Origin of the sequence: Exiguobacterium sp. s59, from assembly GCF_018617475.1 — a bacterium.
Lineage (GTDB): Bacteria > Bacillota > Bacilli > Exiguobacteriales > Exiguobacteriaceae > Exiguobacterium > Exiguobacterium aestuarii.
On sequence record NZ_JACSKG010000002.1, the window covers coordinates 359,729 to 375,945 of the forward strand.

Consider the following 16,217-nt stretch of genomic DNA (forward strand, 5'->3'; position numbering starts at 1 on the left):
TACTGTTCTGGTATTGTCATTTTAAATATTATCTGCGGGAATTTTCCAGCAGTGAATTTACTGAAACAAAGGAGAGAAGGACAAAACATGAACGAAGAAACGATTTCCCTTGGAGAATTGTTCTCCATCTTGAAGCGGAGCAAGTGGCTCATCGCAAGTTTAACCATCCTCGCAGCACTCATTGCCTTTCTAGTGAGCTCATTTGTAATTAGCCCTACATATGAGGCGTCGACACAAGTACTCGTCGCACCAAAAGAATCACAAAACAACATGATCGACAGCAGTCAAATTCAATCGTCAGTCACACTCGTCAATACGTATCGTGTCATCATTCAAAGTCCAGCCATCCTTGAACAAGTCCAAGAAAATGTCGTCGGGGCACCTGACAACATCAGTAACTTGATCACCGTGAACAGCGAACAAAACTCACAAGTCATCAACATTGCCGTCCAACATACGAGCCCGGTCATCGCAACGGATATCGCCAACGAGATTAGCCGCGTCTTCTCGAAAGAAGTGCCTGAACTCATGAGCGTCGATAATGTCAAAGTATTATCGGATGCGAACGTCCCGATGTTTCCGGTCAAACCGAATATTTTACTTAACACGGCAATCGCGGCCGTACTTGGGATGATGATCGGAGTCGCCATCGCCTTCCTCAAAGTCGTGCTTGATCGTCGTATCAAGACAGAGCAAGATGTCGAGATGATTCTTGAACTTCCGGTGCTAGGATCGATCCCTGTCATCGATCGTGTCGAGATGAAGCAACAACGCCAAGCGAATGTGAAAGGGGAAGAAGTCCGTGTTTAAGTTTGGAAAGAAGACATCAAAACATGTTCAGTATGATAAGACAGGTCGCGACTTAATCACGGTCCATAAACCGAAGTCACCGATTTCGGAGCAATATCGAACGATCCGGACGAATCTCGAGTTCACCGCAGTCGACGACGAGTTGCAGACAATTGTCATCACATCATCAACTTCTGGCGAAGGAAAGTCGACGACAGCGTCGAACTTGGCGGTCGTTTATGCCCAGCAAGGTAAGCGTGTCTTGTTGGTGGACTGCGATATGCGCCGTCCGACGGCACACTTCACATTCCGTCTCTCAAACGGGATCGGACTCTCGACAGTGTTAGCTAAGAAGACAACACTCGATAAAGCGATTCACTCGACACAAGTCGAGAACTTGGAATTGATGGCAGCGGGACCAATCCCACCGAACCCGTCTGAGTTACTCTCGTCGAAAATGATGGACCGCACGCTTGAAGAGTTGAAAGAACATTATGACGTCATCATCTTGGACGCACCACCGATGATGCAAGTCGCAGACACACGTCTCTTGGCACGTAAAGTAGACGGCGTCGTCCTCGTCGTCGGTTGTGACAAGTCAGACCGTCAGATGGTCGTCAAAGCAAAAGAACAGTTGGTCTTAGCGGATGCGCACATCCTTGGCGTCGTCCTCAACAAGCGCGAGCCACAAGGCAGCGATGATTACTACTATTACTACGCATACGAATAAAAGGAGAATCACGCCATGATTGATATCCATTGTCATCTTCTCCCGGCCGTCGATGATGGTCCGGGAACGGTCGAACAAACAATCGAGATGGCGAGACGCGCTGTAGACGAAGGGGTGACCGCGATCGTGGTCACCCCCCACGCGTTTCACCCTCAATTTGAGACGGAAAACTTGAACGTCCAGGAAGCCGCAGCAACACTTCAAAACGTCTTACATCAAGAAGGAATCAAGCTCGATATTTACCCGGGCCAAGAGATTCGTGTGTTCGGTGATCTTGTTCAGGCGTTGGAAGACGGGGAAGCGCTATCGCTAGCGGGGTCACGTTACGTCCTCGTTGAGTTCCCGAGTGACACGGTCCCAGCTTACGCTGAGCAATTGTTCTTCCGATTGCAGACGGAAGGCTATACACCGGTCATTGCTCACCCAGAACGGAATAAGGAACTGGCGACCAATCCCAAACGATTAATGGACTTTGTCTCATCAGGCGCGTTGTCACAAGTGACGACGAGTAGTTTGACAGGGGAGTTCGGTCAAAACGTGAAAGAGATTGCATTCGTTTTCTTACGGAATGGATTGAGTCAGCTCGTTGCCTCGGATGCGCATAGTACAGGACGTCGTACGTTTTACTGGGAAGCCGCAAGACAAGCGGTTACGGAAGAACTGGGTATGGAACGCTGGGAAACGTTAAAAGAAAACGCGGCATCTATTGTGAAAGACGAGTTTGTCTTCGTGGATCCGCCAATCCTTCCCACGAAGAATTGGCGAGGGAAATGGAAGAAGTAAATCCCCTATTTTTACATATTTTGTTGACAAATAATGACTCTTATGATTTTTGTCGACACTTGTCGAACGAAAATAGGTTTTAATTCCCTTACCTTGGTTTTTTCATTAGGTCAAAAGTGTTAACCTTAGAATATATTTTAGTAAGGATGTTAAAAGCATCCTTTTTTCTATAATTATCTAAATCATACAGATCCATTCATGGGAGGGGCATCATGGTACATAAACAAGTGAAAAAGGCAGTTATCCCGGCAGCAGGTCTGGGTACACGTTTCTTGCCGGCAACAAAGGCAATGCCAAAAGAGATGTTACCGATCGTTGATAAGCCGACCATCCAATACATTATCGAAGAAGCAGTCGCTTCAGGAATTGAAGATATTTTGATTGTCACGGGAAAAGGGAAGCGTGCGATCGAGGATCACTTTGATTCAGTACCAGAACTCGAACAAACACTCATTGAAAAAGGGAAATCAGAATATTTGGCGCTCGTCGAAGAAACGACGAATATTAACATCCATTTTATTCGTCAGTCAAAACCGATGGGACTTGGTCACGCTGTGCTTCAAGCGAAGGCATTTGTTGGAGACGAACCATTCGTCGTCATGCTCGGAGACGATATCGTTCAAGCTGAAGTGCCTTGCACACGTCAGCTGATTCAACAATACGAAAAAACCAAGAGTTCAATCATTGGCGTTCAACCCGTATCGAATGATGTGACACATCGTTATGGCATCGTAGACCCACAAGAATCGTTAGAAGACGGTTTACATAAAGTAGCTTCGTTTGTCGAGAAACCAGCACCTGGAACCGAACCATCGAATTTGGCGATTCTCGGACGTTATTTATTCACGCCTCAAATCTTTAAGTACTTAGAAACGCAAGAAGCGGGTGCTGGTGGCGAGATTCAATTGACGGATGCCATAACTCGGTTGAATGAGATGGAAAGGGTTTTCGCTTATGAATTTAACGGTAAACGCTATGACGTTGGTGAAAAACTTGGATTTATTCAAACGACGCTTGAGTTTGCGCTTAAGAGAGAAGACTTAAAAGAAGACTTGTTGAAAATGCTAAAAGAGCTTCTTTTAATAGAGAGTAAAACTAATTAACATTGGAGGATTTAGCTTTGGAAGATATTAAGTACAGTACATCAAGCGATGAATATGTTTCAATAAACAGTTTCGATTTAACAAGTAACACTAAACCAGAGACGACTTTAAATAAAAAGTCAAAATTATATATAATGTTTAATTTTACATTTGATATTTTATTTTCAGTAGTACTCTTGTTAACAACATTTCCAATCATGATTCTTTTTGCAATATTAATTAAAATCGAGTCAAATGGTCCAGTTTTTTATTCACAAGTAAGACTTGGGAAAAATAATAAACAAATCACTATTTATAAATTTAGATCAATGAAAGTGAATGCTGAAAGTGAAGGACCTGTATGGGCAAATGTAAATGACTATAGAGTTACAAAAATAGGTAAATTTATGAGGAAAACTAGAATTGATGAGCTTCCACAATTATATAATGTATTAAAAAGAGATATGTCGATTGTAGGTCCAAGACCTGAACGCGAATTTTTTGTTGATGAGTTTATGAAAACAAACCAGCTATATGGTTACAGAACTAAAGTTAGACCAGGTTTAACAGGATGGGCACAAGTAAACGGTGGATATGATATTGATCCATTTGAAAAACTAGAAAAAGATATTTACTACATAAATAATCAATCTATTATTTTTGATTTAAAAATCATAATAAGAACTGTGTTTGTTGTTTTAAGCGGTAATGGTGCTAGATAAAAACTATATTAATACTAATTTATGTAAAAGGTTGAGGTAAATAATGAAAGTACAAGTATTAATGTCAACAATGAATCAAAATTCAATTAATTTTTATAAAGAAAAAGGTCTGAAAACAGATACTATTATTATTAATCAAACTGGTGTTTTTTCTTATGAAAGTACAACTATCGAAGAGAAAAAAATTGAGATGTTCTCTTACAATGAATTCGGAGTCGGAAGAAGTCGGAATAGCGCTCTATTAAAGTCAAATGCGGACATTTGTCTTATGGCAGACGATGATATGAAGTATGTTCAAAATTACGAACAAATTGTTTTAAAAGCATTTCATGATCATCCAAAAGCAGACGTGATTTTATTTAATGTTGGAATCGAAAACGAATTTGGAGAGATGAATTATAAAATAAAAAAACATAAAAAAATTAACTATACTAATTACATGAAGTTTGGAACAGTTAACATTGCATTTAGGAGAGAAAAAGTAATTAATAATCATATATTTTTTTCTTTGCTTTTTGGAGGTGGGGCGAAATATGGATCAGGAGAAGATACATTGTTTTTAACTGATTGCTTAAAAAAAGGTTTGACTATCTATTCGACTCCAGAAATAATTGCGTATATTCACTACAGAAAATCTTCTTGGTTTTCGGGTTATAATGAGAAATATTTTTACGATAAGGGAGCTTTATACCGAGCTATTTCAAATAAGTTTTGTCATTTTCTAATTTTATACTTTGCTCTGAAAAAACGGGAAAAACTAACTCAATTAAATTTTTGGAGAGCGTTATGTATGGGGTGGAAAGGCAGTAGAGATTATAAAAAACTATTAAAGAAAGCATAAGAAATGTTAGCGAGAGTGGCATATAATGATAAAAAAAATGCAGTATTTAATCGGTGATTTATTTGTAGCAGCATCACAGTGGGGAATGCTGGTTATTGTTGCTAATTTACTTGAACTTGAAGATTTAGGTTATTTCACTTATTTTTTAGCTATAATAGCTCCATTAAGTTATTTAATACAAATGCAACATAGAGTAGTCTATGTGACAGATGGTTTTCCTGAATTTAATCTCTATGATTACATCATATCTAGAATGATACTTTTCATGATTGCGATTTGCACTAGTGGATTATTTATATTTGAATATCAGAAAGATGCATTTGACATTTTCTTGTTACTATTTATCTGGAAGTTTATAGAAATGATTGATGATTTAGTTTATGGATATTGGCAAAAAAACATGGCGATTGAGAAGATATCCAAAAGCAAAGTTATTAGATCAATTGTTCAAATATCTCTTTTTGCAGTTTTCAGTTTTATTACATCAAGTTTAGAGTTTTCATTATTTGTAATGATTTTATTCACAATTTTTTGGTTATTTTACAATCTTAATAAAGTGGAACTTGATCGAAAAATATCAATAAATGCTGAGAACTTTTTTAATCTTGTCAAAATCACTTACCCTTTAGCAATATACTCATCCTTAGCAATATTGTACTCAAACATTCCAAAGTATTTTATTGAACTAGAATTAGGAATTGATGAGGTAGCAATTTTTTCAACGTTAGCATATTTTTTAGTTATAGGAAATTTATTGATAAATTCTATGGTTCAAGTTAAGCTCACGTTTCTAAGTGGATTATATATGTCATCAAATATAAAAAAAATATATAAAGAGTTGTTAACAATTATTCTTCTTCTCTGTACCTTCTCCTTCATTTCTATTTTTATCACAATTATATGGGGAGAAGACTTATTAAATTTCGTTTATAATGAAAAAATTGCGGAGCATACAGGATTATTAGTTCTGTTATTTATAGCTTCTATATTTAGCTATTCTTCGAGTGTTTTAGGTATGATATTAACTATTGCAAAAGGTTACAAACTTCAAGCATATCTATCAATTGTCTGGTGTTTTATTTACATAGGCTTTAGCATATTTTGTATTGACAGATACGGTTTGATTGGAAGCGGTTATGCTTATGTAATGTCATCTATAGTACAGTTAATCTCATTAATTATAGCTATCAAGTTTTATCTTCACAGAAAGAAATATAATTTTGGAAAGTGAGATAATAAAAAATTGAAATACTATTATGAAAACATTGGAGCAGTAGAAATATTAATTGCTCCTACATATTTGGCAGTAGTTATTATGTTTTTATATTTGATATCAAAAAAAACACTTCTCAATGATCCGTTCAATTTAATTTATTTTATAAGCATTTCTTTTTTGTATACAACTATATTACTTGTCGATGTAGTTACAAATATAATTCCGTTTTTTCCAGATACCATTCTGTACACCAATATCATTACTGACTATAACTTTGATATCAGTAATCAACCATCTGAAATTTTTTATTTCAAGCTGTTTGCTACATTCTTTTCGTGGATAAGCTTAGGGAGTCCATTTCTCTATTTATTTTTTAATTTTTTAGTGAATCAGATTGGTATATTACTATACTGGAAATCCTGGACAAATTTTCGGGGAGAACGTTCAGTAAACATAATTCAACAAAGGATTTATTTAATAATAAGTGCTTTATATCCTTTATCAGTTGTTTATTCCTTAACTCCTTTGAGAGAATCATATTTTTTATGTGCTTTTGGTCTTTTTCTAGTTGGTCTTACTTCGAAAAAGAAATTTAATATTAGTATATTCGTAGGATTAATGCTGATTTACTTTTTTAGAAAAGAAATTTTCTTTTTAAGTTTTGCTTTATTTTTAATAAATGTATTTTTTGTTCGCGATAAAAAAATTTCATTGAAATCTTTAGGCGCGATAGGTATTATGACTCCGTTATTGTTTTCGATTATAAACCTACTCTCTATTAAAATCTTAAATATACCTATAAGCCCTATTGCACTCTCAACTTTCAGAAATTATCAAAGAATTGTGTATTTTGAATCAGGAATGGTATACCCAGTAGTAGATTGGAATACCTGGTGGTCTATGTTTGTTGACCTGCCTGGATTAGTTATACAATTTACGGTAGCTCCTTTACCAATTCTTGTTGAAATTGATTATTTAAACAGCACAATATATTTCTTAGATGCAATTTTTATTATATTTTTAATTGCTATTATTCTAAGCAATATTAAGCTTATATGGGAAAATATAACATGGGTTTCGATTATGTTACTATTATTAATTCCAAGTTCAATTTTTGAATATTATATCACCGGAGCAGTTCGACATAGATATTTCATTTTTCTTATGATAATTCCTTTGGTTGCCTATGTTTTAGAAAAACTAGTTACAAGGAGGATTAAGAATGATAGAAATTTATTTCTAAATAGTTTGAATTAAAAAAGATGGAAAAAGAGTGAATGACTTTATGAATATTCGTCAAGAAATAACACACTTAGAAAATTTGATTTAAAGTTAGGGGGAATTTTGTGAAAAATGATTTGGTTTCTATTATTACGCCTATATACAATGCTGAAAAGTTCATAAACGAAACGATTCAATCTGTTATGGAACAAACGTATGAGAATTGGGAATTAATATTGGTAGATGATTGCTCTACAGATAGTTCTGCAATGTTAATTTCTAAATTCGCAAAGCAAGATACCCGAATTAAATACTTTAAGCTCGATCAGAATAGTGGAGCTGCCGTTGCCCGAAATATTGGAATAGAAAAAGCTTCAGGACAGTTTATAGCTTTTTTAGACAGTGATGATATTTGGGTAAATACCAAATTAGAAATACAGATATCCTTTATGAAAGAAAACAATATAGCCTTTTCATTCACATCCTACAAAACAATAAAAGAAAATGGAGAGAAGTCTGAAAAGTCGATTAAAGTTCCGTTAACAGTTACTTATAAGCAATTATTAAGTAACACTATTATAGGCTGTTTGACTGTAATTATAGACAAATCTTTAGTTGGAGAATTTAAAATGCCTCTAGTTAGGGCTGGGCAAGACACAGCCACTTGGTTATCAATCTTAAAAAATGGAGTGATCGCCCATGGCATAAATCATCCGCTGGCGTATTATAGACTGGTAGATGGTTCGATATCACATAATAAATTCAAAGCTGTAAAAAGAACTTGGAATATTTATCGAAATATTGAGAAATTGTCTTTGGTTAAGTCACTTCAAAATTTATTTTTGTATATGGTTAATGCGTCTTATAAACGTGTTTTTTATTATTAAGGATAGGAGACGTTACAATGAAAATCGCAGTAGTAGGGACGGGTTATGTTGGTCTTTCGATGTCAATATTACTAGCTCAATATAATGAAGTTATTGCACTTGATATTATTCAAGATAGAGTGCGTATGATTAACTCGAAGCAATCCCCAATCATTGACACAGAAATTGAGGAATTCCTAAAGAACAGAAAATTAAATTTATTTGCGACGACAGATAATCTTACAGCTTTCAAAGATTCAGAATACGTTATCATCGCAACGCCAACAGACTATGATCCCGAGCGAAATTATTTTAATACACGAACTGTCGAAAGTGTAATTGCAACGGTTCTTGCAATTAATCCTAATGCCATTATGGTAATTAAATCAACAGTACCAGTAGGTTATACGGAGGAAGTCAAAGAAAAATTTGATACAGATAATATCATTTTTTCTCCAGAGTTCTTGCGTGAAGGACAAGCGTTACATGACAATCTCTATCCATCACGTATTGTTGTGGGTGAGCAGTCAGAGCGTGCTGAAGTCTTCGCAAACTTATTGAAAGAAGCTGCGATTAAAGAAAATATTGAAGTACTGTTAACTGATTCAACTGAAGCAGAAGCCATAAAGTTGTTCTCGAATACCTATTTGGCGATGCGTGTTGCGTTTTTTAACGAACTCGATACATATGCTGAAGTTCGTGGTTTAAATTCGAAACAAATTATTGAAGGTGTGGGACTTGATCCCCGTATCGGTTCTCACTACAACAACCCTTCATTTGGATATGGTGGATACTGTTTACCGAAAGATACAAAACAGCTTCTCGCTAATTATGAGGATGTACCAAACAATATTATTGGAGCCATTGTAGATGCGAACCGTACACGTAAAGATTTTGTTGCGGAGTCAATTTTAAAACAAAATCCAAAACGAGTTGGTGTTTATCGTTTGACGATGAAAACTGATTCAGACAATTTTAGAGCTTCTTCGATTCAAGGGATTATGAAGCGTATCAAAGCAAAAGGTGTCGAAGTTGTCGTATACGAACCAGTATTAAAGGAAGATACTTTTTATAATTCGCCTGTTATCAATGATTTCGAACAGTTCAAAGAGACTGCGGATGTCATCGTCACGAATCGATTGCACCCTGAACTTGAAGACGTTGTTGATAAAGTGTATACGCGTGATTTATATAGTCGTGATTAATAGAGAAAACACTACTTGCACTGACAGTTAAGTAATATGCTTCAACAAAAGCGGAGTTCGGTTTATGCTCGGAACTCCGCTTTTGTGCTTGTTTAATTTTACGTTGATACGTTAATAGTTATTTTACTCGTCTATCCACCTCCCGATTCTTCGCATTCAACACTTCAATCGTTTCTTGATTCTGTTCTTTTGAGATGTGCAGGTACAGCTCGGTCGTCTCGGTCGAGGCATGACCGAGTAATCGACTGATCTTTGTGACTTTGACATCGGCGTTATAAAGCTCCGTTGCGAAGCTGTGACGGAGGACATGGCTCGTGATTCCGAAGCCGAGCTGTTCCTCTGATACTTTCAGGAGATATTCATTCACATAGTTCGCGCGGACTTTTGAGCCGTTCGGCATGATGAACAAGTATCGCGAGTCCTTGTCTGCTTTTGGCCGCTCGACCTGAATATAGCGCTCCAACGATTTACGGATCCGTTCGGTCATCGGCACTTCCCGCATTTTATTCCCTTTCCCGTGTCGAATGATGATGTCGTTCGACTCAAACGATACATCCTCGAGTTTTAAATCTAACGTCTCACTGATTCGGAAACCGGCATCGCAGCCGATCAAAAAGATGTTATACAATGTCGCATTGTGTGCATGATGTAGCAGCAAATTCACTTGTTCTCGGCTTAAAATGATGGATTGTCGTTTTGCTTCGGCACCGGGTACGTTGACGAGTACGAACGGATTACGTGTGATCCATCCTCGTTTGACCGAGTAGGACATGAACGACTTGAGTACACTCACATATTTTCTAATCGTGTTGAACGCTAGCTCTTCGTCTACAAGTTTGTCTCGATAAGGGAACGCGTGGTCAGTTTCATCCACGTCTTTTAAGAAAGTCACGTTCGACTGCTGCATCATCTGCTCGAATCGACGTAACGTGTTCCGATACGTCTTCACCGTCTCGGGTGAACGTTGTTGCCGTATCTCTACATCTTCCAAGTAACTTGTGATTGCTTCTTTGATTTGAATCGGTTCCATTGTTTTCACTCCTTCGAATACAACTCTTCTCGCAACTCACGTTGAACGTCGGCCTTATACGCGCGCAATCGGCTTGCGGAGTAGTCGAGCGTCTGTTCCGTGCCGTCAATCAGGTGACAGAGAAGTTCGAAGTGGCGTGGGGATAGGTTCTTTCGTTGTTCGTCGAGCCAGCCAAACAGATGACGCTCGGATGTCATACATTGTTCGGGGAGCCGTTCGGCCGCGACTTCATGTTTTAAGTGCCGTGCATTTTTTTGTTGATGATTCAAAATCGCACCGCGTATACGTTGGAAGCAGTACGTCTTCGATAGCGTGCAGCCCCGATTCAAGGCTTCCCATAAGGCGATCCGTGCAATTTGGACACAGTCATCCTGCTCGTTCGGGTGGATGTTCAAGTGGCGGATGACGTAATGGATCATCGGCTCCCATTCTGTGATTTGTTCGTCAATCGTTTTCATCGTCGGTTCTTTTCCGAGCGCTCTTTCGTATTCCTAGGTTGAAGCGAGTATAAACGCTATTCTTCTCCTTTCTGTCGTTGTTACACCAATGCCTAACGCCTCTGTCACCTTAATCTCCATGTTATCGGAGATATCCCCTGGGCTTATGTGTGATAAGGGCGGTCGCTAAGCGGGGGGAATAGCGTTTCTTTCCTGATGGCGTTGTATTAACCAGCGAAACGATACGAGTGACCAGTTTTGGTTAGGATTCAACGAGCTGTTTTTAATCCTCATGAAAGTTGCAAAACATACGGCGTAAGCCAATCGATACACGCAAGAATGAGTTGGTCCAAGGCCTTCCTGTTCTTGCGTTTTTTATGTTTTAAACGACGAGAAGTCACGAAAAATGGACTAGGCATGACTCGTCCTTGAGATTCAAATCATCAAAGAAAGGTCTTGGCGTCTGAAATACTTGTGCTATGCTTTTGGTGGAAAACTGTCAAAGGTGGAATGCATAATGACGGAACGGCAGCAAAAGTTACTCACGTTGTTACAACATAAAGAATGGATGTCGACGAAGGATATCGCATGGGCGCTCCATTGCTCGGAACGAACGGTCCGGACCGAGCTGCGTACGCTCGAGAAACTGTCCGACGTGCAGATCGAGACGAGTCGGGGGAAAGGGGTGCGTCTCCTTGAAAATCATTACGTCCCGAAGCAGGAGGCGGAGCACGATGAGGGGCGCGTCGAACAAATCCTCATCCGACTCTTGTTTGATGAGATCGCGTCATCTGCCGCTATCGCCAGCACCTTCTACATCAGTGAGGCGACGGTCAAACAAGACATCGATACACTCGAACAGATGCTGAAGGACGCACACTTTACGTTTGATCGCCGACATTGTCGCGTCGATGGGGAAGAGCTCGTCAGGCGGGAATGGTTGACCCAGCTCTTGGTGAAGACGCGTTCCCCTCAGGCACACGCGCAAGACGTGAGACTCATTGAAACGTTCCTAACGGATTGGGAACGAGAGGTCGACAAACAATATTCCGATACGGCGTCCGAACTCTTGCAGGCACGCCTGCTCGTGTCGCTCAAACGGATGCGACGCCGCGCCTATGTGACCTTATCACCATCAGGACTAGAGATGGCACGTGCGACACGCGGGTTTGATACACTGATGCGCCGGATGGATACGTTGGAACAATCGCTCGGGATGAAGATCCCGACAGAAGAGCGGGCTTACTTCATGCTGGCGCTATCGGGCGCGCAAGAGTTCAATCCATCCGAAGACGATGTGACGACAGAAGTCGCACGAGCCGCCAATCGCTTCGCTCTCGCCGTGAACGGGACGATTTACGGGGGTGCCTTACAGCGGGAGTTATATCGGTCGCTCCTCGCCCACATCCGACCGATGGTGTATCGCCAACTGATCAAGGCCTATGTCGAAAACCCGCTCCTCGATCAAATCAAACGTCGCTTCACTGCCACATATGCGGCTGTCTTGCGACATGCCTCAATTTTAGAGAGCGAGCTCGACCTGTATGTCACGGAAGATGAAGTCGGATTCTTGACGCTCCATTTCCAGACGATGCTCGAAGAACGTCGGCGCCAGGAGAAAAAACGGATCCTTCTCGTCTGTACATATGGGATGGGGACGAGTAAATTGATTGCGGCACGACTCCACAATCAGTTTCACGACGCCATTCACATCGTTGGGTATTCGTCGCTGCGTGAGCTCGAGAAACAGATTGAACGGCATCAGCCAGACTTGATCGTATCAACGGTCCAGCTAGGAGAACGGGAGACTCCGGTCCATGTCGTATCCGCCGTCTTGACCGAACAGGACGTGCACCAATTGAGACAGCTGATCGGGGTGAACGGGAACTCCTATGCGACCATCGCCTCACTCGTCGGACACGTTCAATTCGTCGATGACGTCTTGTCACGCGGTCATGCCTTACACGTACTGATGGAAGCGGCACATATTGACGAACATTATTCTGAAAGCGTATACAATCGTGAGCGGAACGGCTCGACCTCAATCGGGCAGAGTGTCGCCATTCCACACGGAGACCCGGAACTCGCGACGACGAACCGAATCGACGTGCTCGTGTCGCGGACACCGATCGCCTGGGGGGACGAACAGGTCCGGCTCATCTTTCTCCTTCAATTCCGGGATTCGGACCAAACCTTCTCGACCCATCTGTTTGAGGAGATTGCCGCATTGACGGAAAATCCGAAGCTCGTCCGAAAATTAGTCGAGTCGAAAGATCCGCGTGCCTTCCGTGATTTGCTGTTGCCGTAGTCAACGGCAAAACGTTATCTGAAACCCCTTTCATATTCAAGTAAAGTATACATGTAGCCAAGCACGGATCCATTCCATTTGAAAGGGGAAACCACTATGAAGATTGTTGCCATCACCGCTTGTCCGGTCGGCATCGCCCATACGTACATGGCCGCCGAAAAGTTGTCAAAGACGGGTGCGGAGCTCGGACATGACGTGAAAGTAGAAACGCACGGGTCAATCGGGATTGAGAACGGATTGACCGAACAGGAGATTAAAGAGGCGGACGGTGTCATCATCGCCGCAGACAAGGCGGTCGACTTAGAACGTTTCGCTGGGAAGCGCATCGTCGTTGTCCCGGTCGCCGAAGCGATCAAGCAACCGGCAGAACTGATTGAACGCGTCAAGACCGCTCCGACCCAAAAAGGAGCAACGAAGGACGTCAAGAAAGAAAAAGACGGAAACATCGTCTATCGGGCGCTCATGAACGGTGTGAGTCATATGATCCCGTTCGTTGTAGTCGGAGGTCTATTGATTGCCTTGGCGCTCGCCATCGGGGGGGAACCGACCGCGAACGGGTTAGCCATTCCGGAAGGGTCGGTCTGGCAGAAGGTGTTAGATGTCGGGTCCGCTTCCTTCATGTTCATGGTACCGATTCTTGCCGGATATATCGCCTATGCCATCGCCGACCGTCCGGCACTCGCACCGGGTATCGTCGGTGGATACATCGCGGCGAACGGTAGCTTTTATGGGTCAGAGGCCGGGGCCGGGTTCCTCGGGGGAATCTTGGCAGGTTTCGCAGCCGGATATCTCGTCCGTTGGATCAAAACGTGGAAAGTACCACAGATGATTCAGCCGATCATGCCGATTCTCGTCATTCCGATCGTCAGCATGGTCGCCATCGCGGCACTCTTCATCTTCGTCGTCGGCGCACCGATTGCCGGACTCATGGATGGCTTGACGTCCATGCTTCAAGGGATGGAAGGGTCAAGTAAGATCGTGCTCGGTCTGTTGCTCGGTGCCATGATCGCCTTCGATATGGGAGGCCCGGTCAATAAGGTCGCCTTCCTATTCGGAGCATCGATGATTGCCGAAGGACAGACAGGCATTATGGGGGCGATTGCGGTCGCCATCTGTATCCCACCGCTCGGGATGGGCATCGCGACATTCCTTCGTAAAAAATTATTCGTGAAAGAAGAGCAAGAGGCAGGAAAGGCGGCCTTCATGATGGGGCTAGTCGGCATCACGGAAGGGGCCATCCCATTTGCGGCGGGTGACCCACTGCGTGTCATCCCGGCCAATATGATCGGAGCCATGGTCGGTGCGGCCATCGCCATCACGGTCGGTGTGACGAACAACGTTCCTCACGGGGGACCGGTCGTGGCGGTACTCGGTGCTGTAGACAACGTCATCATGTTCTTCGTGTCGGTACTCATCGGTTCGCTCATTACGGCGTTCACGACCATCTTCTTGAAAGAGCGTGCCCAGCGGAAAAATACAAAATCAGAAGCCTTGAAACAAGTCAGCTAAGGGAGAGATCGAGATGAAACTAATGGATTACATGGAAACGTCACTGATCGAACTGGATTTGGATGTCACTTCACGGGAAGAAGCGTTCGATGTGTTGACGCGTAAATTGGAAGGTGCCGGCTATTTGAACGACCGGTTGTCGTACTTGGAGGCGTTGGAGCGTCGGGAAGCGCTCAGTTCGACCGGGATCGGCTTTGAAGTCGCCATTCCACATGGAAAAACGGATGCTGTCAAACGTCCTGTCATCGCGTTCGCAAAAGCACGGAACGGCATCGAGTGGGACAGTCTCGACGGGGAACCGGCCAAGCTGATTTTCATGATTGGGGTCCCAGAGGCGGCGGAAGGGGACGAACATTTACGGATGCTCGCCCTCTTGAGCCGGCGTCTCATCGATGATGAGTTTCGCCGTCATCTTCAAGAGGCGACGACGGTCGAGGATGTCATGGCACAACTTGAAACGGTACATGCGTAAACTTTTAGGGCGCTCACGGAGAGCGTCCTCTTGGTGTAGACACAGAAATGGGGGAATGAATCATGATCTTAACATGCACACCAGTCTTTCAGGAACGACTTTGGGGAGGGCGTAAGCTCGAGACGACGTTCGAGTATGACCTGCCGCAAGGAAACATCGGCGAGTGTTGGGGCATCTCGGCCCATCCGAACGGGATGAGCGTCGTCACTTCCGGCCAATTTGCAGGGCATACGCTTGCTGAACTGTGGGAGGAGAAGCGCGAGTTGTTTGGCGCGTACACGCTCGACAGCTTCCCGCTCCTCGTCAAACTGCTCGATGCGGCGGACGACTTGTCCGTCCAGGTCCACCCGAACGATGAGGAAGCGATGCGTCTAGAAGGAGAGCCATACGGGAAGACGGAATGTTGGTACGTCGTCGAGGCTGAGCCAGGCGCGGAATTGATTCTCGGACATACGGCGGAGACGAAAGAACAGTTGGCCGAAGCGATCGCGCACGGTGAGTGGGAGACGTTGTTACGTCGTCAACCGGTGAAGGCGGGCGACTTCATTTTCGTGCCGAGCGGGACGATCCATGCGATCGGGGAAGGAATCGTCATCCTTGAGACGCAACAGTCTTCAGACACGACGTATCGGGTATATGACTTTGACCGGACAGACGACGAAGGGAATGTCCGTGAGCTCCATCTGGAACAAGCGATTGAAGTGACGACGGTACCGGATATGCCTACAATCGTTCATCCGACGACGAAAGACGTGACGGGCGGTACGGTTCAGACATTGATCGAGACGGACGAGTTCAACGTCTATCGGATGGACGTCACAGACGGATTCGTGCTCAGACCACTGGACCGCTTCCGTCTCATCAGTGTGTTGAACGGAGAGGGGGCGTTGGACGGGGTCCCGCTCGAGAAGGGCGATCATCTCGTCGTGACGGTGAGCGACCAACCGCGTGTCGTGGCAGGTAGCATGGAGTTAATTGTAAGCGATTGCAATCTGAAGTGAGTAGG

At 42.8% G+C, this 16,217-nt stretch carries 16 protein-coding genes; 14 read left to right on the plus strand and 2 right to left on the minus strand.

Annotated elements, in window-relative coordinates; genetic code table 11:
• Positions 1-87: 87 nt before the first annotated feature.
• The 10 genes from KNO91_RS05210 (at position 88) to KNO91_RS05255 (ending at position 9,455) form a co-directional block, all read left to right on the plus strand.
• Positions 88-810 (plus strand): YveK family protein, encoded by a 723-nt coding sequence (locus KNO91_RS05210; RefSeq protein ID WP_214816645.1) that lies wholly within the window; start codon positions 88-90, stop codon positions 808-810.
• Complete coding sequence (locus tag KNO91_RS05215; protein ID WP_214816648.1) at positions 803-1,519, plus strand: CpsD/CapB family tyrosine-protein kinase; 717 nt, start codon at positions 803-805, stop codon at positions 1,517-1,519. The genes KNO91_RS05210 and KNO91_RS05215 overlap by 8 nt, the downstream gene beginning before the upstream one ends.
• A gap of 15 nt (positions 1,520-1,534) precedes the next feature.
• Complete coding sequence (locus tag KNO91_RS05220) at positions 1,535-2,302, plus strand: tyrosine-protein phosphatase (protein ID WP_214816651.1); 768 nt, start codon at positions 1,535-1,537, stop codon at positions 2,300-2,302.
• Positions 2,303-2,514: 212 nt separating this feature from the next.
• Positions 2,515-3,405: a UTP--glucose-1-phosphate uridylyltransferase GalU gene (galU, locus tag KNO91_RS05225; RefSeq protein ID WP_214816653.1), complete on the plus strand. Its 891-nt coding sequence runs from the start codon at positions 2,515-2,517 to the stop codon at positions 3,403-3,405.
• 17 nt (positions 3,406-3,422) lie between these two features.
• Complete coding sequence (locus KNO91_RS05230) at positions 3,423-4,106, plus strand: sugar transferase (RefSeq protein WP_251126546.1); 684 nt, start codon at positions 3,423-3,425, stop codon at positions 4,104-4,106.
• Between the two features lie 43 nt (positions 4,107-4,149).
• A complete protein-coding gene (locus KNO91_RS05235) occupies positions 4,150-4,947 on the plus strand; it encodes a glycosyltransferase family 2 protein (protein ID WP_214816656.1) in 798 nt (265 codons plus the stop codon).
• Positions 4,948-4,984: 37 nt separating this feature from the next.
• Positions 4,985-6,178 carry a lipopolysaccharide biosynthesis protein gene (locus KNO91_RS05240; protein WP_214816659.1) on the plus strand — a complete coding sequence of 398 codons (1,194 nt, stop codon included), beginning with the start codon at positions 4,985-4,987 and terminating at the stop codon, positions 6,176-6,178.
• Between the two features lie 12 nt (positions 6,179-6,190).
• Complete coding sequence (locus KNO91_RS05245; RefSeq protein WP_214816661.1) at positions 6,191-7,420, plus strand: hypothetical protein; 1,230 nt, start codon at positions 6,191-6,193, stop codon at positions 7,418-7,420.
• A gap of 89 nt (positions 7,421-7,509) precedes the next feature.
• Positions 7,510-8,271 (plus strand): glycosyltransferase family 2 protein, encoded by a 762-nt coding sequence (locus KNO91_RS05250; RefSeq protein WP_214816664.1) that lies wholly within the window; start codon positions 7,510-7,512, stop codon positions 8,269-8,271.
• Between the two features lie 17 nt (positions 8,272-8,288).
• Positions 8,289-9,455, plus strand: coding sequence for a nucleotide sugar dehydrogenase (locus KNO91_RS05255; protein ID WP_214816667.1), 1,167 nt, complete (start codon positions 8,289-8,291; stop codon positions 9,453-9,455).
• Between the two features lie 118 nt (positions 9,456-9,573).
• Here the strand turns inward: KNO91_RS05255 and KNO91_RS05260 are convergent, their stop codons facing one another.
• Together KNO91_RS05260 and KNO91_RS05265 are read right to left on the minus strand one after the other, a co-directional pair.
• The gene (locus KNO91_RS05260; RefSeq protein ID WP_214816669.1) at positions 9,574-10,485 is read right to left on the minus strand and encodes a tyrosine-type recombinase/integrase; all 912 of its coding nucleotides are present in this window, start codon (positions 10,483-10,485) and stop codon (positions 9,574-9,576) included.
• A gap of 5 nt (positions 10,486-10,490) precedes the next feature.
• Complete coding sequence (locus KNO91_RS05265; RefSeq protein WP_214816671.1) at positions 10,491-10,943, minus strand: sigma factor; 453 nt, start codon at positions 10,941-10,943, stop codon at positions 10,491-10,493.
• 496 nt (positions 10,944-11,439) lie between these two features.
• On the opposite strand from KNO91_RS05265, the gene KNO91_RS05270 reads away from it, so the two are divergent.
• From KNO91_RS05270 to manA, 4 genes are all read left to right on the plus strand, one after another.
• On the plus strand, positions 11,440-13,230 hold the full coding sequence (locus KNO91_RS05270) for a BglG family transcription antiterminator (RefSeq protein WP_214816673.1): 1,791 nt from the start codon (positions 11,440-11,442) through the stop codon (positions 13,228-13,230).
• A gap of 96 nt (positions 13,231-13,326) precedes the next feature.
• Positions 13,327-14,739, plus strand: a complete 1,413-nt coding sequence (locus tag KNO91_RS05275; protein ID WP_214816675.1) for a PTS fructose transporter subunit IIC — start codon at positions 13,327-13,329, stop codon at positions 14,737-14,739.
• Between the two features lie 13 nt (positions 14,740-14,752).
• Positions 14,753-15,211: a PTS sugar transporter subunit IIA gene (locus tag KNO91_RS05280; protein WP_214816677.1), complete on the plus strand. Its 459-nt coding sequence runs from the start codon at positions 14,753-14,755 to the stop codon at positions 15,209-15,211.
• 62 nt (positions 15,212-15,273) lie between these two features.
• Positions 15,274-16,212, plus strand: a complete 939-nt coding sequence (gene manA / locus KNO91_RS05285; protein WP_214816679.1) for a mannose-6-phosphate isomerase, class I — start codon at positions 15,274-15,276, stop codon at positions 16,210-16,212.
• The last annotated feature ends 5 nt before the right edge of the window (positions 16,213-16,217 follow it).

Excerpts from the sequence above, each read along its gene's own strand:
- KNO91_RS05265 (WP_214816671.1), bottom strand. The coding sequence starts at position 10,943 with ATGAAAACGATTGACGAACAAATCACAGAATGGGAGCCGATGATCCAT.
- KNO91_RS05210 (WP_214816645.1), top strand. The coding sequence starts at position 88 with ATGAACGAAGAAACGATTTCCCTTGGAGAATTGTTCTCCATCTTGAAG.
- KNO91_RS05235 (WP_214816656.1), top strand. The coding sequence starts at position 4,150 with ATGAAAGTACAAGTATTAATGTCAACAATGAATCAAAATTCAATTAAT.
- KNO91_RS05275 (WP_214816675.1), top strand. The coding sequence starts at position 13,327 with ATGAAGATTGTTGCCATCACCGCTTGTCCGGTCGGCATCGCCCATACG.
- KNO91_RS05220 (WP_214816651.1), top strand. The coding sequence starts at position 1,535 with ATGATTGATATCCATTGTCATCTTCTCCCGGCCGTCGATGATGGTCCG.
- KNO91_RS05260 (WP_214816669.1), bottom strand. The coding sequence starts at position 10,485 with ATGGAACCGATTCAAATCAAAGAAGCAATCACAAGTTACTTGGAAGAT.
- KNO91_RS05280 (WP_214816677.1), top strand. The coding sequence starts at position 14,753 with ATGAAACTAATGGATTACATGGAAACGTCACTGATCGAACTGGATTTG.
- KNO91_RS05240 (WP_214816659.1), top strand. The coding sequence starts at position 4,985 with ATGCAGTATTTAATCGGTGATTTATTTGTAGCAGCATCACAGTGGGGA.
- KNO91_RS05255 (WP_214816667.1), top strand. The coding sequence starts at position 8,289 with ATGAAAATCGCAGTAGTAGGGACGGGTTATGTTGGTCTTTCGATGTCA.
- manA (WP_214816679.1), top strand. The coding sequence starts at position 15,274 with ATGATCTTAACATGCACACCAGTCTTTCAGGAACGACTTTGGGGAGGG.
- KNO91_RS05270 (WP_214816673.1), top strand. The coding sequence starts at position 11,440 with ATGACGGAACGGCAGCAAAAGTTACTCACGTTGTTACAACATAAAGAA.
- galU (WP_214816653.1), top strand. The coding sequence starts at position 2,515 with ATGGTACATAAACAAGTGAAAAAGGCAGTTATCCCGGCAGCAGGTCTG.